At 64.8% G+C, this 21,624-nt stretch carries 20 protein-coding genes; 1 reads left to right on the top strand and 19 read right to left on the bottom strand.

What is annotated here, in order from left to right; all coding sequences use genetic code 11:
• Positions 1-141: 141 nt before the first annotated feature.
• From lpdA to leuD, 14 genes are all read right to left on the bottom strand, one after another.
• A complete protein-coding gene (gene lpdA, locus EO136_RS09710; RefSeq protein WP_127144241.1) occupies positions 142-1,545 on the bottom strand; it encodes a dihydrolipoyl dehydrogenase in 1,404 nt (467 codons plus the stop codon).
• Between the two features lie 64 nt (positions 1,546-1,609).
• Positions 1,610-1,999 (bottom strand): MAPEG family protein, encoded by a 390-nt coding sequence (locus EO136_RS09705; RefSeq protein ID WP_127144240.1) that lies wholly within the window; start codon positions 1,997-1,999, stop codon positions 1,610-1,612.
• A gap of 74 nt (positions 2,000-2,073) precedes the next feature.
• Entirely contained in the window at positions 2,074-3,324 is a 1,251-nt protein-coding gene (odhB, locus tag EO136_RS09700; protein WP_127144239.1) for a 2-oxoglutarate dehydrogenase complex dihydrolipoyllysine-residue succinyltransferase, read from the bottom strand.
• 69 nt (positions 3,325-3,393) lie between these two features.
• Positions 3,394-6,378: a 2-oxoglutarate dehydrogenase E1 component gene (locus EO136_RS09695; RefSeq protein WP_127144238.1), complete on the bottom strand. Its 2,985-nt coding sequence runs from the start codon at positions 6,376-6,378 to the stop codon at positions 3,394-3,396.
• Between the two features lie 213 nt (positions 6,379-6,591).
• The gene (sucD, locus tag EO136_RS09690; RefSeq protein ID WP_127144237.1) at positions 6,592-7,497 is read right to left on the bottom strand and encodes a succinate--CoA ligase subunit alpha; all 906 of its coding nucleotides are present in this window, start codon (positions 7,495-7,497) and stop codon (positions 6,592-6,594) included.
• 57 nt (positions 7,498-7,554) lie between these two features.
• Positions 7,555-8,220 carry a hypothetical protein gene (locus EO136_RS09685; protein ID WP_127144236.1) on the bottom strand — a complete coding sequence of 222 codons (666 nt, stop codon included), beginning with the start codon at positions 8,218-8,220 and terminating at the stop codon, positions 7,555-7,557.
• A 60-nt stretch (positions 8,221-8,280) separates the two neighbouring features.
• Positions 8,281-9,477 carry an ADP-forming succinate--CoA ligase subunit beta gene (gene sucC / locus EO136_RS09680; RefSeq protein ID WP_127144235.1) on the bottom strand — a complete coding sequence of 399 codons (1,197 nt, stop codon included), beginning with the start codon at positions 9,475-9,477 and terminating at the stop codon, positions 8,281-8,283.
• 27 nt (positions 9,478-9,504) lie between these two features.
• The gene (gene mdh / locus EO136_RS09675; protein ID WP_127144234.1) at positions 9,505-10,467 is read right to left on the bottom strand and encodes a malate dehydrogenase; all 963 of its coding nucleotides are present in this window, start codon (positions 10,465-10,467) and stop codon (positions 9,505-9,507) included.
• A gap of 186 nt (positions 10,468-10,653) precedes the next feature.
• Positions 10,654-11,802, bottom strand: coding sequence for a cell division protein ZapE (gene zapE / locus EO136_RS09670; protein ID WP_246018319.1), 1,149 nt, complete (start codon positions 11,800-11,802; stop codon positions 10,654-10,656).
• 6 nt (positions 11,803-11,808) lie between these two features.
• Positions 11,809-12,465: an AprI/Inh family metalloprotease inhibitor gene (locus tag EO136_RS09665; RefSeq protein ID WP_127144233.1), complete on the bottom strand. Its 657-nt coding sequence runs from the start codon at positions 12,463-12,465 to the stop codon at positions 11,809-11,811.
• A gap of 219 nt (positions 12,466-12,684) precedes the next feature.
• Positions 12,685-13,044 carry a glyoxalase superfamily protein gene (locus tag EO136_RS09660; protein WP_127144232.1) on the bottom strand — a complete coding sequence of 120 codons (360 nt, stop codon included), beginning with the start codon at positions 13,042-13,044 and terminating at the stop codon, positions 12,685-12,687.
• A gap of 15 nt (positions 13,045-13,059) precedes the next feature.
• A complete protein-coding gene (gene leuB / locus EO136_RS09655; RefSeq protein WP_127144231.1) occupies positions 13,060-14,154 on the bottom strand; it encodes a 3-isopropylmalate dehydrogenase in 1,095 nt (364 codons plus the stop codon).
• A gap of 50 nt (positions 14,155-14,204) precedes the next feature.
• Complete coding sequence (locus EO136_RS09650) at positions 14,205-14,852, bottom strand: CPBP family glutamic-type intramembrane protease (protein ID WP_164730519.1); 648 nt, start codon at positions 14,850-14,852, stop codon at positions 14,205-14,207.
• 16 nt (positions 14,853-14,868) lie between these two features.
• Positions 14,869-15,474 carry a 3-isopropylmalate dehydratase small subunit gene (leuD, locus tag EO136_RS09645; protein WP_127144229.1) on the bottom strand — a complete coding sequence of 202 codons (606 nt, stop codon included), beginning with the start codon at positions 15,472-15,474 and terminating at the stop codon, positions 14,869-14,871.
• 208 nt (positions 15,475-15,682) lie between these two features.
• Between leuD and deoD the strand changes: the two genes are divergently transcribed.
• Complete coding sequence (deoD, locus tag EO136_RS09640) at positions 15,683-16,390, top strand: purine-nucleoside phosphorylase (protein ID WP_127144228.1); 708 nt, start codon at positions 15,683-15,685, stop codon at positions 16,388-16,390.
• 76 nt (positions 16,391-16,466) lie between these two features.
• On the opposite strand, the gene EO136_RS09635 is transcribed toward deoD, so the two are convergent.
• The 5 genes from EO136_RS09635 to ectA all read right to left on the bottom strand — a co-directional run bounded on the left by EO136_RS09635 (position 16,467) and on the right by ectA (position 21,571).
• Entirely contained in the window at positions 16,467-17,939 is a 1,473-nt protein-coding gene (locus EO136_RS09635; RefSeq protein WP_246018318.1) for an aspartate kinase, read from the bottom strand.
• Positions 17,940-18,024: 85 nt separating this feature from the next.
• Entirely contained in the window at positions 18,025-18,951 is a 927-nt protein-coding gene (gene thpD / locus EO136_RS09630; RefSeq protein WP_127144226.1) for an ectoine hydroxylase, read from the bottom strand.
• Positions 18,952-19,011: 60 nt separating this feature from the next.
• Positions 19,012-19,413 carry an ectoine synthase gene (locus EO136_RS09625; RefSeq protein ID WP_127144225.1) on the bottom strand — a complete coding sequence of 134 codons (402 nt, stop codon included), beginning with the start codon at positions 19,411-19,413 and terminating at the stop codon, positions 19,012-19,014.
• Positions 19,414-19,466: 53 nt separating this feature from the next.
• Positions 19,467-20,756, bottom strand: coding sequence for a diaminobutyrate--2-oxoglutarate transaminase (ectB, locus tag EO136_RS09620; protein WP_127144224.1), 1,290 nt, complete (start codon positions 20,754-20,756; stop codon positions 19,467-19,469).
• Positions 20,757-21,013: 257 nt separating this feature from the next.
• The gene (gene ectA, locus EO136_RS09615; protein WP_127144223.1) at positions 21,014-21,571 is read right to left on the bottom strand and encodes a diaminobutyrate acetyltransferase; all 558 of its coding nucleotides are present in this window, start codon (positions 21,569-21,571) and stop codon (positions 21,014-21,016) included.
• Positions 21,572-21,624 lie beyond the last annotated feature (53 nt).

Genomic DNA, 21,624 nt, shown 5'->3' with positions numbered 1-21,624 from the left:
CTGAAGGACCCCTCACCCCCGGCCCCTCTCCCTCAAGGGGAGAGGGGGCTCTTGGGGCAGGCGCTGACGACCGAGGCAGGCTGGCCATGCGCGCATGGACCTGATCGGATCGTTTCGCGGTCCCCGGCGGGCCCGCCGGGGTCAGATGTGGATGGGGCCGTCGCCCAGGCCGAGGGCCGCCTCGCGGACGGCTTCGCTCATGGTGGGGTGGGCGTGGCAGGTGCGGGCGAGGTCTTCGGCCGAGCCGGAAAATTCCATCAGCACCGCGGCCTCGTGGATCATCTCGCCGGCGCCCTTGCCCACGATGTGGCAGCCCAGAACCCGGTCGGTTTCCGCGTCCGCGAGGATCTTGACGAAGCCCTGGCTGGCCAGCATGGCCTTGGCGCGGCCATTGGCGGTGAAGGGGAATTTGGAGGCTTTGAACTCGATCCCGTCGGCCTTGAGCTCTTCCTCGGTCCTGCCCACCGAGGCGACCTCGGGGTTGGTGTAGACCACCGAGGGGATGACACGGTAATTGACGTGTCCGGCCTGACCGGCGAGGATTTCGGCGACCGCGATGCCCTCGTCCTCGGCCTTGTGGGCGAGCATGGGGCCGGCGATGACGTCGCCGATGGCGTAAACGCCCTCGAGCGAGGTCTTGTAGTGACCGTCGGTCTTGACCCGGCCGCGCTCGTCGCGCTCGATCCCTGCTTCATCGAGACCCAGCCCGTCGGTGAAGGGCAGACGGCCGATGGCGACCAGTGCGATGTCGGTGGCAAGGGTTTGGGCTTCGCCGCCCTTGGCGGGCTCGATGGTGACCGAGAGGCCGGCATCGGTCTTTTCGATGCCGGTCACCTTGGTGGCCAGCTTGAACTCGAGGCCCTGTTTGGCAAGGATGCGCTGGAACTGCTTGGCGACGTCACCATCCATGCCGGGAAGAATACGGTCGAGATATTCCACGACGGTGACCCTGGCGCCCAGACGCGCCCAGACCGAGCCGAGCTCGAGCCCGATGACGCCGGCGCCGATGACCAGAAGGTTTTCGGGGACCTTGCCGAGCTTGAGCGCGCCGGTGGAGGTGACGACCCGTTCCTCGTCGAGCTCGATACCCGGCAGGTTGGCCGGGACCGAGCCCGAGGCGATCACGATGTTTTTCGTCTCGATGGTGGTCTCGCCATCATCGCCCGTGACGGTGACCTTGCCGGTGCCCGCGATGGTGCCGGTGCCCTTGAAGGTGGTGATCTTGTTCTTCTTGAAAAGGTATTCGATGCCGCCGGTGTTGGAGGCGACGGTATCGTCCTTGTGGGCCATCATGGCGTCGAGATTGAGCTTGGGCGCCCCCACTTCGATGCCGAGCTGGGGGAAGGTGTGGCCGGCTTCCTCGAACATTTCCGAGGCGTGAAGGAGCGCCTTGGACGGAATGCAGCCGATGTTGAGGCAGGTGCCCCCGAAGCTGGGCCATTTCTCGACCACGGCGACCTTCATGCCGAGCTGGGCGGCGCGGATGGCGCACACATAGCCCCCCGGGCCCGTTCCGATGACGGTAAGATCGAAGGTGTCGGCCATGATGAAATTCCTTGGCAGGTCTTTGAGCAAATCGGTGGCGGTGGCGCCCCTCAAGGGGCAGCGATCAGGACAGAACCCCGACAAACATCATCAAAAGCCCCGCGCTGCTCACGGCAAAGGCGAGCGAGCGGACATATTTGATGGCTGCGAGATACAGGGGAATATAGACGATGCGGCCGACCAGATAGAGGATGGCACCCAATTGGGTGACCCAGCTCGAGGCGTCGGTGAGCTGGACCACGAGCGCCAGGGCGATAAAGGCCGGCCAGGTCTCGAGGAAATTGCGCAGGGCCCGTTCGGCGCGCCCGGCAACGGGGCTGAGCGTGCGGCTCTCGTCGCGCGGGCCGGCATTGTAGTCGGACCCCAGATCGCGGGTCAGGAGACCGGACTGGATCCCGATATGGGCGAACAGCACGAGCACCGACCAGACCAGCAACGTGACTTCGAGGCTCATGAGATCATCCCAACCCGGTTTGACTGCAGGAAAAGCGGCGCCGGAGCCAAAGGGTCCGGCGCGCGCCGTGTGCGCTAGAGATCGAGGACGAGGCGCTGGGGATCCTCGAGGCTTTCCTTGACCCGGACGAGGAAGGTGACCGCTTCCTTGCCGTCCACGATGCGGTGATCATAGGAGAGGGCCAGATACATCATCGGGCGGATGGTGATCTGCCCGTCGACGACCACGGGGCGCTCCTGGATCTTGTGCATGCCCAGAATGCCCGACTGGGGGGCATTGAGGATCGGGGTGCTCATCAGCGAGCCGTATACACCGCCATTGGAGATGGTGAAGGTGCCGCCCTGCATGTCGGCCATCGAGAGCTGGCCGTCGCGCGCGGCGCGGCCGAGCCGGCCGATTTCCTTTTCGATCTCGGCGATCGACATCTGGTCGGCGTCGCGCACCACCGGGACGACGAGGCCCTTGTCGGTGCCCACGGCCACCCCGATATGGGCGAAGTTCTTGTAGATGAGGTCGGTGCCGTCGATCTCGGCGTTCACCGCGGGGATCTCTTTGAGGGCGTGGCAGACCGCGCGGGCGAAAAAGCCCATGAAGCCGAGCTTGACGCCGTGCTTTTTCTCAAAGAGCTCCTTGTAGGAATTGCGCAGGTCCATCACCGGCTTCATGTCCACCTCGTTGAAGGTGGTGAGCATGGCCGCGGTGTTCTGGGCGTCCTTGAGGCGCCGCGCGATGGTCTGGCGCAGGCGGGTCATCTTGACCCGCTCCTCGCGTGCGCCATCACCCTCGGAGGACGGCGCGCGGGCCGGGGCCTTGGCTTCCGATTTCGCGGCAGCGGGGGCGGTGTCGGGGGCATTGTCGGTTCTGGCGACGTCTTCCTTGAGCACCTGGCCGCGCTTGCCCGAGCCTTCGATGCCGGCGGTGTCGACGCCCTTTTCCTCGGCCATCTTGCGGGCGGCGGGGGCGGGGGGCATGTCGCCGCCCTTGTCGTCCGCTTTGGCTTGGGTCTTTTCCTCGCCCTTGGGGGCGGCGGCGGGCTCGGCCTTCTTGTCGTCAGCGGCCTTGTCTTCGGCCGGCTTTGCACCAGCGGCGCCTTCGGCGATGGCGCCGATCAGGGCGCCGACCTCGACGGTGTCGCCCTCGTTGACAGCGATGGCCTCGAGCGTGCCGGCGGCGGGGGCGGGCACCTCGATGGTGACCTTGTCGGTCTCGAGCTCGACGAGCGGCTCGTCGGCGGCGACCGCGTCACCGACCTTCTTGAACCATTGCCCGATGGTGGCCTCGGTAACGCTTTCCCCAAGGGTCGGGACGCGAACTTCTGTGGACATAGTGGGGTATCCTTTTGATCCTCATGGGTGCCGGGCATCAGATGCCCGGCCCCTTTCAATGGCTCTGATCTATTCGAACGCTTCGTCGAGGAAGGCCTGAAGCTGGGCAAGATGGGTGCGCATCAGGCCCGTGGCCGTCGACGCGGAGGCCGGACGGCCCACATAGCGCGGCCGGTCGCCCGGACGGCCCATCTGCTCGAGCACCCATTCCACATAGGGCTGGACGAAGGACCACGCGCCCATGTTCTTGGGCTCTTCCTGGCACCAGACCACCTCGGCATTGGCAAAGCGCGACAATTCGTCGATCAGCGCCTTGGCCGGGAAGGGGTAGAGCTGCTCGAGACGCATGAGATAGACGTCGTCGAGCCCGCGCTTCTCGCGGTCCTCGAGCAGGTCGTAATAGACCTTGCCGGTGCAGATCACGACGCGGCGGATCTTGTCGTCGGGGACCAGACGGATCTCGGTCTTGGGGGCGCCGGGGGCCTCGGCATCGTCCCAGAGCAGGCGGTGAAAGAAGCTCTCGGGGCCGAATTCGTTGAGCCCGGACACCGCCCGCTTGTGACGCAGGAGCGATTTCGGGGTCATGATGATCAGCGGCTTGCGGAAATCGCGCTTCAGTTGCCGGCGCAGGGCGTGAAAATAATTGGCCGGCGTGGTGCAGTTGAGGACCTGCATGTTGTCCTCGGCGCACAGCTGCAGGAAGCGCTCGGGGCGGGCCGAGGAATGCTCGGGGCCCTGGCCTTCATAGCCGTGGGGCAGAAGCATCACCAGCCCGCTCATGCGCAGCCATTTGCGTTCGCCCGCGGCGATGAACTGGTCGATGATCACCTGCGCGCCGTTCACGAAATCGCCGAACTGGGCTTCCCAGACGGTGAGAGCGTTGGGCTCGGACAGCGAATAGCCGTATTCGAACCCGAGCACGGCTTCTTCCGAGAGCATCGAGTTGATGACCTCGTAGCGGCCCTGGTTCTCGGCGAGATTGTTGAGCGGGGTGAAGGTGGTCTCGTTCTCCTGATCGTAGAGCACGGTGTGGCGCTGGGAGAAGGTGCCCCGCTCCACGTCCTGGCCCGAGAGACGGACCGGATGGCCCTCCTCGATCAGGGCGGCAAAGCTCAGCGCCTCGGCGGTCGCCCAGTCGATGCCCTGGCCGGCGGTGATGATCTTCTTGCGGTTGTCGAGGAAGCGCTGGACCGTGCGGTGGACGTTGAAGCCCTCGGGCACGGTGCACAGCTTTTCGCCCAGCGCGCGCAACTGGTCGAGCTCCACCCCGGTGTTGCCGCGGCGCGGGCCGTCGACCTCGGCGAGCTTGATGTTCTTCCAGGCGCCGTCGAGCCAGTCGGCCTTGTTGGGGCGGTAGTCCTGACCGGCCTCGAATTCCTTTTCGAGAAAGGCGCGCCAGTCACCCTTGATGGTGTCGATCTCCTCGGAGGTCGCGACGCCCTCGTTGACCAGCTTTTCGGCATAAAGATCGAAGGTTGTCCGGTGATTGCGGATCGCCTTGTACATCAGCGGCTGGGTAAAGCTCGGCTCGTCGCCTTCATTGTGGCCGAACCGGCGGTAGCAGAACATGTCGATCACGACCGGCCGCCCGAACTTCTGGCGGTATTCGGTGGCGATCTTTGCGGCAAAGACCACCGCTTCGGGATCGTCCCCGTTCACGTGGAACACCGGGGCCTCGATCATCTTGGCGACATCGGTGGGATAGGGCGAGGACCGCGAGAAGTGCGGGGAGGTGGTGAACCCGATCTGGTTGTTGATCACGAAATGGATCGAGCCGCCCGTCCGGTGCCCCTTGAGGCCCGAAAGCCCGAAACACTCGGCGACCACGCCCTGGCCGGCAAAGGCCGCGTCCCCGTGCAACAACAGGGGCAGAACGGTGCTGCGGTCGACCTGGCGGGGTTCGACGAACCGGCCGTCGCGGGCCGCGATCTGGTCCTGCTTGGCGCGCGACTTGCCCAGGACCACCGGATCGACGATCTCGAGGTGGCTGGGATTGGCGGTCAGCGACAGGTGAACCGAATTGCCGTCGAACTCGCGGTCCGAGGAGGCGCCCAGATGGTATTTGACGTCGCCCGAGCCCTCGACGTCGTCGGGGTAGAAGGCGCCGCCCTTGAATTCGTGAAAGAGCGCGCGGTGGGGCTTGGCCATCACCTGGGTGAGGACGTTGAGCCGGCCGCGGTGGGCCATGCCCAGGACGATGTCCTTGACCCCCAGCGCGCCGCCGCGCTTGATGATCTGCTCAAGGGCGGGGATGAGGCTTTCGGCGCCGTCGAGCCCGAAGCGCTTGGTGCCGGTGTATTTGACGTCGAGGAATTTCTCGAACCCCTCGGCCTCGGCCAGCTTGGCGAGAATCGCCTTCTTGCCGCGCGGGGTGAAGGTGATTTCCTTGTCCGGACCCTCGATGCGCTCCTGGATCCAGGCCTTTGATTCGGGATCGGAGATGTGCATGAACTCGATGCCCAGCGTGCCGCAATAGGTGCGGCGGAGCACGTCGAGCATCTGGGGGACGGTGGCGAATTCGAGCCCCAGATAATAGTCGATGAAGATCTCGCGGCCGTAATCGGCCTCGGTGAACCCGTAGGTGGCCGGATCGAGCTCGGGGGCTTCCTCGCGGACCTCGAGTCCCAGGGGATCGAGATTGGCATGCAGGTGCCCGCGCATGCGATAGGCGCGGATCATCATGATGGCGTGGATGGAATCGCGGGTGGCCTGCATGACGGCCTCGGCGCTGACCGCGTCGCCGTCCTTTTGCGCCTTGGCAGCCACGGCCTTGTGGGTCTTGAGGGCGATATCGCCCCAGTTCCCGTCAAAGGCGGCGACCAGATCGCCATTGGCCGGACGCGGCCAGTCCCGTCGCTGCCAGCTCGGCCCTTCGGCGTTGCGGCGCGCATCATCGGTGCCGTCGGGCAATTGGGAGAAGAACTCCGCCCAACTGCGGTCGACACTGGAGGGGTCGGACTTGAAGCGTGCGTAGAGGTCCTCGACATAGCCGGCATTGCCGCCATAGAGGAATGAGGTCAGCAAAAAGGCTTCGTTCTGGTCTGCTCGTGCCATCTGGGTCCCGATCGGGTATCCGCCCGATCCTGTCTGCGCGGCCCGCCCGCCCGGTGCGGTCCGCTGGTTCTGGTCTTTACGGTGCCGGCACGCCAGGCGCCGGCGGGGTCGCTTCTGCTTGCGGTCCGGGCCGGCCGCTGCGCACGGTCGCCCCACACTTCAGGTGCAATGGTGGCACCTTGACGGCGCCACGCAAAGCAAAACCGGAAAAATTCAGCCCTTCAAGACCTCGACAAGGGTCGCCCCGATCCGTGCGGGGGATTTCGAGACCTTGATGCCGGCCGCTTCCATGGCCGCGATCTTGTCCTCGGCGCCGCCCTTGCCGCCCGAGATCACCGCCCCGGCGTGACCCATGGTGCGGCCAGCAGGCGCAGTGAGACCGGCAATGAAGCCCGCCATGGGCTTTTTCCGGCCCTTCCTGGCCTCGTCGATCAGGAACTGGGCGGCTTCTTCCTCGGCCGAGCCGCCGATCTCGCCGATCATGATGATCGACTTGGTTTCCTCGTCGGCCAGAAACATCTCGAGCATGTCGATGAACTCGGTGCCCTTGACCGGATCGCCGCCGATGCCGACCGCGGTGGTCTGGCCGAGCTTTTCGTTGGTGGTCTGGAACACGGCCTCGTAGGTGAGCGTGCCCGAACGCGAGACGATGCCCACCGAACCCTTGGAAAAGATGTTGCCCGGCATGATGCCGATCTTGCACTGCTCGGGCGTGAGCACGCCCGGGCAGTTGGGGCCGATCAGGCGGGAACTGGATTTCTCGAGCCGGGCCTTGACCTTGATCATGTCCATGACCGGCACGCCCTCGGTGATCGCGACGATCAGCTCGATGCCCGCATCGATCGCCTCGATGATCGCGGCGGCCGCGCCCGCGGGGGGCACATAGATGACCGAGGCGTTGGCGCCGGTGCGCTCGCGCCCCTCGGCGACCGAGGCAAAGACCGGCAGCTCGGTGCCGTCCACGCCCGAAGACCAGGTTTCCCCGCCCTTCTTGGGGTGGATGCCGCCTACCATCTGGGTGCCGAAATAGGCCAGGGCCTGCTCGGTGTGGAAGGTTCCGGTCTTGCCGGTGAGGCCCTGAACCAGGACCTTGGTGTTGCGGTCGACGAGAATGGACATTGTCTTGTCTTTTGCTCCGTTTTGCCCCTTTGGGGCCAATGCAGTCGGACCTGACCCTTAAGGCAGCGACGTTTCGGATTTGATCATGAGGCCGGAAAAGCCTGTGACGGCCTCATGGGGCGAACCTTCGGGAAGGAAGGTGAGATAGGTGTCGAGCATGCGCGGATAATCGGGGGGAGGCCCCCAGACCACGCTCACGATTTCGGATTCGGGCTGGGCGAAAAGCGGGTCATCCCCATCGGTGCGGTAGGCGATCGGCTGGCCCAGCAGGTCGGTGACGAAAGCGGGGTCGATCGGCGCGGTGGCGTCGAAATCGTAGACATAGCAGCCCACGAGATCGATATGTTCGCTGAGCACTTCGGTGACGACGAAGACATAGGTCCTGCCCTCGTCCTTCCGCCAGAGGCCTGCAATGCGCATCTCGGCCTCAAAGCCGTCGGCGATCTCGGCCTCGTAGCCCTGCCGGGAGGCTTCCATGAGCCGGGTGTAGGGATCAAAGAGCACCAGATCGCGATCGGTCCAGCCGATGGACTGGGCGTGGGCCAGCGTGGCATCGAAACTGAACCGCTCGGGAAAGCACGCCTCGGCATAAAGCGCGACAAACCGCGGCCCATCGGGCACCGAGGGTTCGGGCCCGTCCTCGGCCAGCGCCGCGCCCGTGGCCAAAAGGCCAACAAGCGCGGACGCCAGACAGAAATTGGTTTGGAGCGCGGCCAGCTTCACTGCTTTGGTATCGGCCCCGTTCTCGGGGGCCCTCCCTTTTCGGTACGACTCGTTCAAGCCCTATTTGGAGTTGACGGCGGCCACGATCTTCTGGGCGGCGTCGTCCAGATCGTCGGCGGAGATGACGTTGAGCCCGCTCTCGTCGATGATCTTCTTGCCCTCGGCCACGCGCGTGCCCTCGAGACGGACGACGAGCGGGACGTTGAGCCCCACGTCCTTGACCGCGGCGATCACGCCCTCGGCGATCACATCGCAGCGCATGATGCCGCCGAAGATGTTGACCAGGATGCCTTTGACGGCCGGGTCCGCGGTGATGATCTTGAAGGCGGCGGTGACCTTCTCCTTGGAGGCGCCGCCCCCCACGTCAAGGAAGTTGGCCGGCTCGGCGCCATAGAGCTTGATGATGTCCATGGTTGCCATGGCCAGGCCCGCGCCGTTGACCATGCAGCCGATGTTGCCGTCGAGCGCCACATAGGCGAGGTCCCATTTGGAGGCCTCGATTTCCTTTGCGTCCTCTTCGGACAGATCGCGCAGGGCGACCACGTCCTCGTGGCGGAACAGCGCGTTGCCGTCGAAGCTCACCTTGGCATCGAGCACGCGAACGTCGCCGTTCTCCATGACGATGAAGGGGTTGATCTCGAGAAGGCTCATGTCCTTTTCGACAAAGGCGGTGTAGAGCAGCTTGAAGACGCCCTTGGCCTGATCGGCGGCCTTGCCCTCGAGCACCAGACTCCGGGCGAGCTTGTCGGCATCGGCGTCGGTGACCCCGGTGTCGGGATCGATGGGCAGGGTGAAGATCTTTTCGGGCGTGTGCTCGGCCACGGCCTCGATGTCCATGCCGCCCTCGGTGGAGGCGACGAAGGCCACCCGGCCCGTGGTGCGATCGACCAGAAGCGAGAGATAGAGTTCACGATCGATGTCGGCGCCGTCCTCGATATAGAGGCGGTTGACCTGCTTGCCGGCGTCGCCGGTCTGGGCGGTCACCAGCGTGTTGCCGAGCATCTCGCGGGCGTGGGCGACCGCCTCGTCCACGGATTTGGCCAGGCGCACTCCGCCCTTGGCATCGGGGCCCAGTTCCTTGAACTTGCCCTTGCCCCGGCCGCCCGCATGGATCTGGGACTTGACCACATAGAGCGGGCCGGGCAGCGATCTGGCGGCGGCTTCGGCCTCGTCGGCCGACTGGATCGCGACGCCCTGGGCAACCGGAGCGCCATAGCCCTTGAGGAGCTGCTTGGCCTGGTATTCGTGAATGTTCATTGCTCTCGCACTTCCTTGTTATGCCGGTCAGGCCAGCTTGGGGGCGATCTTCTTGCAGGCGTCCACCAGTCCCTCGACCGAAGCCACGGACTTCTCGAACGCCTTCTTTTCGGACCCGTTGAGGTCGATCTCGACAATCTTTTCCACGCCGCGCGCGCCGATGACGACGGGCACGCCCACATACATGGAATCCACCCCGAACTCGCCGGTGAGATAGGCGGCGGCGGGCAGGACGCGCTTTTTGTCCTTGAGGTAGCTTTCGGCCATCTCGATGGCCGATGCGGCCGGGGCATAGAAGGCCGAACCGGTTTTCAGCAGCCCGACGATCTCGGCGCCGCCGTCACGGGTGCGCTGGACGATCTCGTCGAGCCGGTCCTTGGCGAGCCAGCCCATCTTGACCAGATCGGGCAGGGGAATGCCGCCGACGGTGGAATAGCGGGTGAGCGGGACCATGGTGTCGCCATGTCCGCCCATGACGAACGCGGTCACGTCCTGGACCGAGACGTCGAGCTCGTCGGCGATGAAGTGGCGGAACCGCGCCGAATCGAGCACGCCGGCCATGCCGACGACCTTTTCGGCGGGAAGGCTGGAGAACTTCTGGAGCGCCCAGACCATGGCGTCGAGCGGGTTGGTGATGCAGATCACGAAGGCGTCGGGGGCATATTTCGAAATGCCCGCGCCAACCTGCTCCATCACCTTGAGGTTGATTTCGAGAAGATCGTCGCGGCTCATGCCCGGCTTGCGCGGCACGCCGGCGGTGACGATCACGACATCGGCGCCGTCGATGTCCTTGTATTCTGACGTGCCCTTGAGCCTAGCATTGTAGCCCTCGACGGGCCCGGACTGGGCGAGGTCGAGTGCCTTGCCCTGGGGCACGCCGTCGACGATGTCGAACAGCACCACGTCGCCCAATTCCTTGAGCGCGACCAGATGGGCCAGGGTTCCTCCGATCTGACCGGCACCGATCAGGGCGATTTTCTTGCGTGCCATCAGCTAATTTCCCTATAGGTAAAGTTGGCTCTCCTCTGGGGCATCCTTAGACCGTGTGACCATCGGACGCAAGTGAACCCTTCGTCTAACGCTGCCGATTCCGGCAGATTTCGGTCGTCGGGGTCTCCAGAATAGGTCTGCAATCCTGACACTTTCCCTGCCGGGGAAAGCGCGTGTTCGTCGCGCTCAGGACGCTTCGGGCAGCCTGTCCTGGCGCAGCGGCTGGGCGATGTAGTCGGTCGAGCGCATCTCCTCGAGACGCGACAGGCACCGGGCGAACTCGAACGCGGTGTCCTTGTCGCGGGCCAATTGATCGAGCGGGGCTTCGAAACTCGCCGCGAGCTTGACCCCGCGGTCGTAAAGCGTGTCGACGAGCAGGATGAAGCGCTTGGAGGCGTCGGTGCGCAGGCGCGAGAACACCGGCACGCCGTCGAGCACGAGGGTGTGGTAGGCCTTGGCGATCCGCAGGTAATCGCGCGCGCCCAGGGGCTTTTCGCACAGATCGGAGAAGGCAAAGCGGGCCACGCCCATGGCCTGGGCGGGGACGGCAATGGTGCGCCCGAGGCTCTCGACGCTGGCGGGGCGGGGCGGGACCCCGCCGGTCAGCTCGTCAAAGAGCGTATCCATCTGCCGGCGCACGTCATCGCCGGTGCCGAAACGATAGACTTCCCGTCCCGAGAGCTTGTCGCGGCGGTAGTCGGTCTCGGCGTCGAGATTGTAGACCTCGCACTGGCTTTCCAGCAGCGCGATGAAGGGGGTGAAAAGCTGGCGGTTGAGCCCGTTCCAGTAGAGCCGGTCGGGGGGGATGTTGGAGGTGGCGACGACCACGACCCCGTCCTTGAACAGCACCTCGAACAGGCGTTTGAGGATCATGGCGTCGGTGATGTCGGAGACCACGAATTCGTCAAAGCACAACAGCCGCACGGCGCGCGAGACGGTGCGGGCCACCGAGGGAATGGGATCGCGCGCGCCCTCGGTCTTGCGGTCCTCGGCGCGGAAGGCGGCGATCGCCTCGTGCACCTCGTTCATGAATTCGTGGAAATGGACCCTGCGGCGCGCCTCGACGGGCACGGAGTCGTAAAAAAGGTCCATGAGCATGGTCTTGCCCCGGCCCACATCGCCCCAGATGTAGAGCCCGCGCGGAGCAGAACGCTTGCGGCGAAAGAGCGAGGCGAGGATGGAGCCCGATCCCGATTCCAGATCCGAGAGACGGCGCGCCAAGGCGTCGAGCTTGGCGGCGGCGGCCTTCTGGGCGGGGTCGGCCCTCAAATGGCCGGAGACGACCATCTCTGCATAGCGGTCGAGAACGCCGCCTTCGGGTTGGTCGGACGCCAAGGGCGCTCAGCCGGTCAGGGTGACGGACTGGCCGCCCGCAAGGGTTCCCACGAACCGGTCGCCCGAGCGCAGCAGGGTGCCGATGAGCTGGTCGGCATCGTCATAGAGCTGGATCTGGCTTCCGAGGAGCTGCCAGGCGGCAACGCCGGCCAGTGTCTCCTGGGTGCAGCCCGGGGTCGAAGCGCGGTAATGGCCCGTGGCGCCCTTGGCGGTATAGGTGAGGTTGAGCCGGCATTCGGTGGTGCCGGCGCGGAGGGTCCAGCCGCCCAGCAGCCCTTCCATGGTCAGGTCGCCCGAAAGATTCCGCCCGCCTGAAGAGGTTCCCACCGGGGAAATGTCGTCTAGAGAAACAAAGCCGCCCGAGGTGGTCGTGGACGCCGCGTCGCTGCTGCCGGAGGGGTCGTAGACACTCGAAGCGTTCGACACTCGCGTATCGGCTGGCAGGGCGGACGAGGACCGGAAGGTCGATCCGGCGCCCTGATCTCCGGTCCCGCCGCCGATGGGGGGCAGGTCGGAACTTTCGACGGTGCCCGTGGTGATCGGGGTGATCGGTGCGGGCTGGGGCAGACCGGTGGCGGGCGGGGTGGTCGTGCTCGCGCAGCCAGCCAGAAACAGGGCAGCGCACAGGCTCCCGATGGACGTCGTCGTTTTCACTCTCACCATAGCGGCCAACTCCAAGCAGTTTCTTGTCCGGGCGCGTCCGGAGACAGGTCCCGCAAGGGGAAGCCTCCGGGAGGGCCATGGGCAGCGGCTGCTTATAGACCGCTACGCCGGCCCCGTCCACAATCGTTAACCAATCGCAGCCCGGTTCAACCGGCCGGCGCGCTCTTGTTTCGCCCCCGATGGTTAAGCCCCTCGCGCCCCGGACGTTCCCGGTCCGGGTCAATCCTCGATGAAATCGATGCGATTGCCGAAGGGATCGGTGACTGCGACGACCTTGCCGCCCCCGATATGGTCATCGAGCCCCGGCCGCATGTTGGGGTAGTCCGAGGCCGAGAGTGCGCGGTGGAAGGCCGCCAGCCCGGTCACCTTGACCGCCACATGGGCGCCGGGGGTGGCATCGCCATGGTGCTCGGTGATCCAGAAGGTGATGGTGCCCCGGCTGACCGACATGAAGAGCGGCATGCCGGGAGCGAAGCGGTGCTCGAAATCGACCGAGAACCCGAGAAACCCGCAATAGAAACCGCGCGCCTTGTCCTCGTCGAAGCTGCGGAGCATCGGGATAGTCGCGCGGTGTTCCATTGGTCCGACCCGTCCTCAGCCGAGCCTGGCGATGATCGCGTCGCCCATTTCCGAGGTGGTGACCTGGCGGCATCCGGTCTGCATGATGTCGGCGCAGCGCAGGCCGTCATCGAGCACGTCCGAGATCGCCTTTTCCACCCGGTCGGCCAACTCCACCATCCCGAAGGAATAGCGCAGGGCCATGGCAAAGCTCGCGATCATGGCGATGGGATTGGCGATCCCCTTGCCCGCGATATCGGGCGCCGAGCCGTGCACGGGCTCGTACATGGCCTTGCGCTTGCCGGTCTGGGCATCGGGGGCGCCCAGAGAGGCGGAGGGCAGCATGCCCAGCGAGCCGGTGAGCATGGCGGCCACGTCCGAAAGGATGTCGCCAAACAGATTGTCGGTGACCATGACGTCGAACTGCTTGGGCGTGCGCACGAGCTGCATGGCCGCGTTGTCCGCGAGGATGTGGTGGAAGTCGATTTCCGGATAGTCCTTTGCGGCGGTGCGCACGACCTCGTCCCAGAGGACGCCGGACTTCATGACGTTCTTCTTGTCGGCGGAATGAACCTTTTTGCCCCGGGTCATGGCGAGGTCGAAGGCGACGCGCGCGATGCGGTCGATCTCGTAGGTCTCGTAGACCTGGGTGTCGACGGCGCGCTTGGCGCCATTGCCCAGCTCGGTGATTTCCTTGGGCTCGCCGAAATAGACCCCGCCGGTCAATTCGCGCACGATCAGGATATCGAGCCCTTCGACCAGCTCGGGCTTGAGCGAGGACGCCGCCGCGAGCGCGGAGTAGCAGATGGCGGGGCGCAGATTGGCAAACAGGCCCAGATCCTTGCGCAGACGCAGAAGGCCCGCCTCGGGGCGCGCGTCATAGGGCACGTCGTCCCATTTGGGGCCGCCCACCGCGCCAAAGATCACAGCGTCGGCGGCCAGCGCCTTTTCCATGTCCGCTTCCGAGATCGCCGCCCCGTGCGCGTCATAGGCGGCGCCACCCACCAGCCCGCTCTGGGTGGCGAAATCGGTCGCCCCGCTGGCGTTGAGATGGGTGATGAGCTTTTCGACCTCGGCCATGATCTCGGTGCCGATGCCGTCGCCGGGGAGCAGGAAAAGGGTGTTGGTCATGGGACTGATTGATACCTTTCGGATTGAGGGGTTCGGGAGGGGCGCGGGTGTCAGACCCAGCCGTTCTCCACGTTGAGGGCGGAAAATGCAAAGAAATTGGTGCCGATATGGGCAAGCGCGATCCAGCCGATCGTGCGCGTGCGCCAGGCAATGAGGCTCCAGAACAGCCCCAGCCCCGCCGCGCCTCCGACGAGCGCGGCCGGGCCCCCGGGATAGACAGTGCCGGCGGCCATCGCCAGGGGCACGTGCCAGAGCGTGAACAGCGCCCAGCCGAGGGCAAATCCGGCGATGGGCCGGTTGGCGAACGCCTCGATCACTGTGCCGCGCCAGGCTGCCTCTTCGAGCACGCCGTTGATCAGGGCCATCGCGCCGGCCAGCGCCAGCGACAGCGCCGTGAGCGCGCCGAGGACCGGCACGAAGGCGCCGATCGCCACCGCCAGCACCTGCACGCCGATGGCGAGGGGAACCCAGCGGTTCCTGGCGTCAAGGCTCAGGCTGAAAAGGGCCCGGCGCCGGCCGGGGGGCACAAGCACGAGAAAGACCGGCACACAGAACCCGATCCAATAAAGGAGCATGGTGCCGGCATACCCGACAAAGGGCGGGACCAGCGGGGTGAGCGCGGGGACCAGAACGGCCAGCACCAGTGTCAGCGCGGTCCCCGCCGCTACAAAGCCGATCTGGGGACGGGTGAGCGCCATCGCCATCAGGCCCTTGCTACACCCAGGGGCGGTTCTCGGCCATTTTGGTCTCATAGCCGGCGATGGTCTCGTCGCTCTTGAGCGTCATGGCGATGTCGTCGAGCCCTTCGAGCAGCACGTGCTTGCGCGAGGGATCGATGTCGAAATGGATGGAGCCGCCATCGGGGCCCGAAATGGTCTGGTTCTCGAGATCGACCGTGAGGGTGGCGTTGGAGCCGCGCTCGGCGTCGTCGAGGAGCAGTTCGAGCTGCTCGGGCGTGACCACGATGGGCAGGATGCCGTTCTTGAAGCAGTTGTTGTAGAAAATGTCGGCAAAGCTCGTGGAGATGACGCATTTGATGCCGTAGTCGAGCAGGGCCCAGGGCGCGTGCTCGCGCGACGAGCCGCAGCCGAAATTGTCGCCGGCGATCACGATCTTTGCGCCGCGATAAGCGGGCTTGTTGAGGATGAAATCGGGCTTTTCGCTGCCGTCCTCGTTGTAGCGCATTTCCGAGAACAGCGCGGTGCCCAGCCCGGTGCGCTTGATCGTCTTGAGGTACTGCTTGGGGATGATCATGTCGGTGTCGATATTGATGATCGGCAGCGGCGCGGCGACGCCCGTGAGGGTGGTGAACTTGTCCATGCTTTTCGCCTTCTCTCCCCGGTTCTGCGGCCCAGAGGCCGCCCAACTGTACCCGTCGGTACGATCTTGTCGACCGCTCAATACTGCAATCGCGGGCCATTGCCAAGCACAAGGGGGGTGAAACCCCCGCGCCGTCCCGATTGCCCGAGGGAGGGCAATCGCTTTAGTCTTGGGGGGCCAGACCCCAAGCGCATGCAAGGACCAGACGATGACCCCTCACAACAATGCCAAGCCCGGAGACTATGCCCCGGCGGTACTCCTGCCCGGAGACCCGCTCCGGGCCAAGTGGATCGCCGAGACGTTTCTGGACGATGCCCGGCTGGTCAATTCGGTGCGCAATTGCCTGGGATACACCGGCACCTACAAGGGTACCCCGGTTTCGGTGCAGGCCACGGGCATGGGCCAGCCCTCGACGGCGATCTATGTGCACGAGCTGATCACGACCTATGGGGCGAGGCGCCTGATCCGGGTGGGCACCTGCGGAGGACTGAACGCGAAGGTGAAGGTGCGCGAGGTGATCCTGGGGATCGCGGCTTCGACCGATTCCACGATCGTGAAAGACGGGTTCGGGGCCTATGGGTTCGCCCCGGCGGCCGATTTCGGGCTGTTGCGCGCGGCCGCCGAAGCGGCCAAGGCGAAGGGCGTTGTCGCCCATGTGGGCGGGCTGGTGTCCTCGGACGTCTTTTACCACCCCGATGCGCTGGCGGCCTATGACAGGCTGATCGCCCACGGAGTGCTTGGGGTCGAGATGGAGGCGGCGACGCTCTATACGCTGGCGGCCCGGTTCGGGGTGGAGGCGCTGGCGGTGTGCACCATGAGCGATTGTCTCGTCACGGGCGATGAGATCGACGCGGATGCGCGGCAATCCTCGCTCTCGGACATGATCGGGATCGCGCTGGAGACGGCGCTGGCCTGAGCAAGAAAAGACAAAAAAAGCGCCGGAAGCCCAAGGGCCCCGGCGCAAGGTGGTGAAGCATCTGAAGTTATTGTTTTCAGGCCGCCGCGGTAAGCCCAGCGGGCGTGTCCTGTGTTTGGGCGTCCTCGATGAGGGCGCCATGCAACGCCTTGATAGCGGCGTCGAAGTCGTCTTCGTCGACGATGACCTGCAGGTCGACCTTGCGGATCATGTCGGTGATCCCGAGCGGCTCGATGCCCTTTTCGGCGAGAATGCCGATGGCCCGGGCCAGCGTCGATGCCCCGCGCAGATCGCGACCGATCGCCGAGACCATCGCCACGCGGCGCAGCGCGATCGAGGCGGTGGGGAAGGCTTCGGCCAGATCGGCCTCGACCCGCTTGATCGCCTTCATCGAGCCCTTGAGGAAATGGGTGATGGTGTTGGCGTTCGAGGTCTTGGAAATGATCCAGACCTTGTGGCGGGTCAGCGCGTCGAGAATCTTGGAGTCGTAGCCCTTAACCCCGACCATGTCCTGGTCGTAGAATTCGAGGGCAAAGACGTCCTTGAGGCCGGTCACGATCTCGGCGCCCGGGGTGCGGGCCTCGAGGTCGGACCGGATGACGGTGCCGGGATGATCGGGCTCGAAGGCGTTCTTGACCCGAAGCGGGATGCCGGCCTGGCGCAGCGATTTGGCGGCGCGCGGGTGGATCGCTTCCATGCCCATGTTCGAGAGCTGGTCGGCCACGTCGTAATTGGTCTCGCCGATCACGCGCACCTTGTCCTGGCCCACCACGTTGGGGTCGGCCGAAGAGAGGTGGAATTCCTTGTGGATGATCGCTTCGGAGGCGCCGGTCACCACCGCGACGCGCGAGAGGGTCACTTCCGAATAGCCCCGGTCATAGGTCTTCATGAGCTGCTCGGAACACTGGGCATAGCCGGTGACGATGGCGAGCTCATGGGTGAGGTCGACGCCATCGAAGGCGCGCTCGATATGGGTGTCGAGCGGCAGCTCTCCGTCCTGGCGCCAGCCGGTGAGGTCGACGAACCGGGCGTTGACGCCGTTCTGCTTGAGCAGCAGCACGGTGTTGTAGGCCGACTGGGCTTCCCCGAGCGAGGACAGCATCTCACGCACGGTCAGAAGGTGCGCCTCGAGCTGGAAGTGCCCGAACGAGCACAGGCGCTGGAGATCGATCAGGCACGAGCGCACGCCCTCGACCCGATCGGTGATGAAATGGTTGGCCATCTCCCGGGTGGTGGAATCGGGGAAGATCTCGGCGTTCTTGTCCATCATCTTGCGGGCGACGCCGGTCAGGGCGTCGCCCCAGCTCCAGCCGCTCTCGGCGCTGGAAAAGAGGCCATAGACGCCGGGCTCGCCCGATTTCTTGTGCTCGAGCAGCGCATCGGTCATCCCGCCATAGGCGGAGACCACGAAAACGCGGCCGTAAAGCTCGTCGGGCTTGCGCGCGCCGATCAGGATGGTGTCGAGCAGCTCATGGCTGCGCGACATGGATGTGCCGCCGATCTTCTCGACTGTATGCCCGGTCGTCTCGGTCACTTTTGTGTCGGTCACTTCTGCCTCCTGCCGGCCGCGCGGGGGTTTCCCTACGCGGAGCGGCGTCATGCGATATGTCAAACTTTACGGCGGCGTGCCGGGGCTACCCGATTTCGCCGCTCTCGATCGCGATCGGGTTCTCCGGATCGCGGTTGGCAAGGAAGTCCGGGCGCGGGCGCGATGCCGCGAAGGGTTCCTCCACCCGGTTGGACCAGGCGTTATAGACAAAGAACGCGTTCGAGCGCGGGAACGGGGTGATGTTGCCGTTCGAGCCGTGCAAGGTGTTGCTCTCGAAAAGGATCACCGTACCCGCCTTGCCCGAGGCGTAGTCGATGCCGAATTTCTCGGCCATCGCCGTCAGCGCGTCGGGGCTGGGAACGCCCACTTCCTGCTTTTTGAGCGAGGATTTGTGGTTGTCTTCGGGCGTTTGTCCGGCACAGGACACGAAATGGCGGTGCGAGCCGGGCATCAGCATCAAGGGGCCGTTGAGCGCGTCGTTGTCGGTCAGAAGGATCGAGGCTGAAATCGCGCGCATCCGGGGCATGCCATCCTCGGCGTGCCAGGTCTCGAAGTCCGAATGCCAGTAGAACTCCTTGCCGGTGAAGCCGGGCTTGTAGTTGAGCCTGCTCTGATGGAGATAGAGCTGGTCATCGAGCAGGAAACGGACCTTGCCGGCCACGCGCTCGTCCCGGGACAGGCGCGAGAAGACAGCGCTTTCGTCCTCGAGCCGGAAGATTGTGCGCACGGCATCGGAATTGGGTTCTGTGACCACGTTTTCCGATTTCAGGCCCGCATCGCCCGAGCGCAGATGGGCCGATTCGGCCTTGAGGCGCTCGATCTCGGCGGTCGAGAACAGATCCTTGAGAACGAGGAATCCGTTTTCCTCGAAGCTTTCGGTCTGGGCCCGGGTCAGGGGAGCGGCTGGGCTCCACTTGCCCCAGAACACCGGGTCGGTGCGCTCGAGCCAGGATTCCTCGGTGCCTCGGGTCGGATAGTCGTCCGATCGGGTGTGAACTGCAGAGAGTGTCATAAACAATTCCCTTCTCTTTTGTTCGCGGTGGTTGATCGTCCCCTGATCGTTGCCCGGTGGTCAGGCGGTCGTGGCCAACTCCTCTGCCGGAGCGTAGGACCCGTCTTCACGGTGCACCTCGGTGCCCGTCACCGGGGGATTGAAGCAGCACGCCATCACCATTTCCTCGCGGGCGGTGAGACGGTGCCGGTCGTGCTTGTCGAGGGCGTACATCACGCCCGGGCGAATCTGGTGGACCTCGCCGGTCTCAAGATCCTCGATCTCGCCGTCACCGGAGACGCAATAGACGCTCTCGAAGTGATGCTTGTAGTGGAACTCGTGGCTGGTGCCCGCAAAGATGCGGGTGATGTGGAAGGAAAAGCCCATCCCATCACCGGCCAGCAGCAGGCGGGTGGAGTCCCAGCCATTGGAGGTGACCAGCCGTTCGCCGGTCCGTGCGTCCTCGAGATCTCTGACGATCATGTCGTTCTTCCTTTTTTCTTGTGGGTCCGGTCGGCTCGGCCGCCGCGTCGCGCTTATTCAGCGGCGACGCGCGGCGCGTGTTTGGCCATGACCGCTTCAAATGCGTCCGCGATGATGTCGAGGCCCTTGTCGAACTGGCCCATCCCGATGGTCAGGGGGCAGAGAACCTTGACGACCTCGTCCTGGCCGCCGGAGGTCTCGATGATGAGCCCGTTCTCGAAACATGTCGCGCAGACCGCGCCGGCGATCTCGCCGTCCCCGGTGTTGATGCCGCGCATCATGCCGCGCCCACGCAGGGTCATGGAATAGCGCGAGGCAATCGCCGAAAGGCGCTGTTCGAGATGGTCGCCCTTCTCTGTGACCGATTTTGCGAACTCGTCGGTGCGCCAGAACTTCTCGAGCGCCACCCTCGCGGTCACGAAGGCGTGGTTGTTGCCACGGAACGTCCCGTTGTGCTCGGCCGGCTTCCAGACGTCGTGCTCGGGCTTGATGAGCGTCAAAGCAAACGGCAGCCCCATGCCCGAAAGCGACTTGGCCTGGGTGATGATGTCGGGGTCGAGCCCGTACTCCTCGAACGAGAAGAAGGTGCCCGTGCGCCCGCACCCGGCCTGGATGTCGTCGAGAATGAAGAAGGCGCCGTGCTTTTTCGCGATCTTTTCGATCTTTTGCAGCCATTCTTTCGAAGCGGCGTTCAGACCGCCTTCGCCCTGCACGGGCTCGACGAGGATCGCGGCGGGGGCATCGATGCCACCCGAGGGATCATCGAGCATCTGGGCGAGCAGGTCCGCCGTGTCGATATCGGGACCGTGATAGCCCTCGAAGGGTGCGCGGTGCACGCCGTTGAGCGGCATGCCGCCCCCCTCGCGCTTGCCGGCATTGCCCGTGGCCGCCAGAGCGCCCAACGTCATGCCGTGAAAGCCGTTGGTGAACGCGATCACATTGGTCCGGCCGGTCACCTTGCGGGCCAGCTTGAGCGCAGCCTCGACGGCGTTGGCGCCGGTGGGGCCAGTGAACATGAGCTTGTAGTCCATGCCGCGCGGCTTGAGGATGATGTCCTCATAGGCGGCCAGGAACTGCTCCTTGGCATCGGTATACATGTCGAGCCCGTGGGTGATGCCGTCGCTGGTGATGTACTCGACCAGCGCCGCCTGCATGTCGGGGTCGTTGTGCCCGTAGTTGAGCGAGGAGCACCCGGCCAGAAAGTCGGTGTACTCGCGCCCGTCGCGCCCATAGATGGTCGCGCCGCGGGCCTTGTCGAAGGTGGTGGGGAAAGAGCGCGAATAGGAGCGCACCTGGCTTTCCACACGCTCGAAAGTGGTATGGTCGTTAATATCGGTCGTCATTGTGCATCGTCTCCTTTTCGGGACGGTAATTCCGTGCTGGGAATGGTTCGGGGAGGGCGCGGGTTCCGCGCGGCCCAACCAGAGAGAATCCGCAACTGGCCAGAGCATGTCCTGTTATGATTGCATCAGAACAGGAGCTCCAAGCTTTGAATGGTCGCGTTTCCGAACCGGAAAGTGTTTCCACTTTTCCTGGACACGCTCCGGGACGCAGATTTTCTCCGGCTTTTGTCTGGTCGCGCTCGCGACACGCGCATGCTTTACGCTGCGGTGCGGACCGGCAGCGCCTCACGCTCGAACGGGCCGATGGTCACGAGGAACTCGGTGTCGTGCTGGCCGGCAAAGTGCTCTTCGCGCACGAAATGCGGCTTGCGCGCCAGTTCCGCTTCCAGCGTCTCGGCGATCGAGCCGAATAGCGCCCAGGACGGCTTGTTGTCCTTGGTGATCGTGGACTGAACGCGCGTCACCTCGGCACAGACCGAGCGGGCCAGAACGGCGGAGATCAGCCGCTTGGCGAGCCCGCGGCCGCGGGCGGCCTCGGCCACGCACACCTGCCAGACAAAGAAGGTGTCGGGGGTTTCGGGCGGGATATAGCCCGAAAGCCAGCCCACGACCTCCCCGTCGATCTCGGCGATCGCGCAGGTGGATGCGAAATGGCTGCACTGCAGCAGATTGCAGTACATGGAATTGTCGTCCAGGCTCGTAGTGTCCTGAATGAGCTGCCAGACCCGTGCGCCATCGTCGCGACGGGGCGCGCGGATGGTGATCTTGGCCTTGGCGTTATCGGTGCGGGTACTTGTCACTGCGGTCAGTGGCATGGCTTACCTCCAGAATGCTTCGGGACGAAACTTAGCTTATACGAACTAAATGT

Source organism: Pelagibacterium montanilacus (genome assembly GCF_003992665.1).
Classification (GTDB): Bacteria; Pseudomonadota; Alphaproteobacteria; order Rhizobiales; family Devosiaceae; genus Pelagibacterium; species Pelagibacterium montanilacus.
This window is presented reverse-complemented; position numbering and strand designations above follow the sequence as displayed.

Coding starts and splice junctions, on each gene's coding strand:
- lpdA (WP_127144241.1), bottom strand. CDS start 1,545: ATGGCCGACACCTTCGATCTTACCGTCATCGGAACGGGCCCGGGGGGC.
- EO136_RS09705 (WP_127144240.1), bottom strand. CDS start 1,999: ATGAGCCTCGAAGTCACGTTGCTGGTCTGGTCGGTGCTCGTGCTGTTC.
- odhB (WP_127144239.1), bottom strand. CDS start 3,324: ATGTCCACAGAAGTTCGCGTCCCGACCCTTGGGGAAAGCGTTACCGAG.
- EO136_RS09695 (WP_127144238.1), bottom strand. CDS start 6,378: ATGGCACGAGCAGACCAGAACGAAGCCTTTTTGCTGACCTCATTCCTC.
- sucD (WP_127144237.1), bottom strand. CDS start 7,497: ATGTCCATTCTCGTCGACCGCAACACCAAGGTCCTGGTTCAGGGCCTC.
- sucC (WP_127144235.1), bottom strand. CDS start 9,477: ATGAACATTCACGAATACCAGGCCAAGCAGCTCCTCAAGGGCTATGGC.
- mdh (WP_127144234.1), bottom strand. CDS start 10,467: ATGGCACGCAAGAAAATCGCCCTGATCGGTGCCGGTCAGATCGGAGGA.
- EO136_RS09665 (WP_127144233.1), bottom strand. CDS start 12,465: ATGGTGAGAGTGAAAACGACGACGTCCATCGGGAGCCTGTGCGCTGCC.
- EO136_RS09660 (WP_127144232.1), bottom strand. CDS start 13,044: ATGGAACACCGCGCGACTATCCCGATGCTCCGCAGCTTCGACGAGGAC.
- leuB (WP_127144231.1), bottom strand. CDS start 14,154: ATGACCAACACCCTTTTCCTGCTCCCCGGCGACGGCATCGGCACCGAG.
- EO136_RS09650 (WP_164730519.1), bottom strand. CDS start 14,852: ATGGCGCTCACCCGTCCCCAGATCGGCTTTGTAGCGGCGGGGACCGCG.
- leuD (WP_127144229.1), bottom strand. CDS start 15,474: ATGGACAAGTTCACCACCCTCACGGGCGTCGCCGCGCCGCTGCCGATC.
- deoD (WP_127144228.1), top strand. CDS start 15,683: ATGACCCCTCACAACAATGCCAAGCCCGGAGACTATGCCCCGGCGGTA.
- thpD (WP_127144226.1), bottom strand. CDS start 18,951: ATGACACTCTCTGCAGTTCACACCCGATCGGACGACTATCCGACCCGA.
- EO136_RS09625 (WP_127144225.1), bottom strand. CDS start 19,413: ATGATCGTCAGAGATCTCGAGGACGCACGGACCGGCGAACGGCTGGTC.
- ectB (WP_127144224.1), bottom strand. CDS start 20,756: ATGACGACCGATATTAACGACCATACCACTTTCGAGCGTGTGGAAAGC.
- ectA (WP_127144223.1), bottom strand. CDS start 21,571: ATGCCACTGACCGCAGTGACAAGTACCCGCACCGATAACGCCAAGGCC.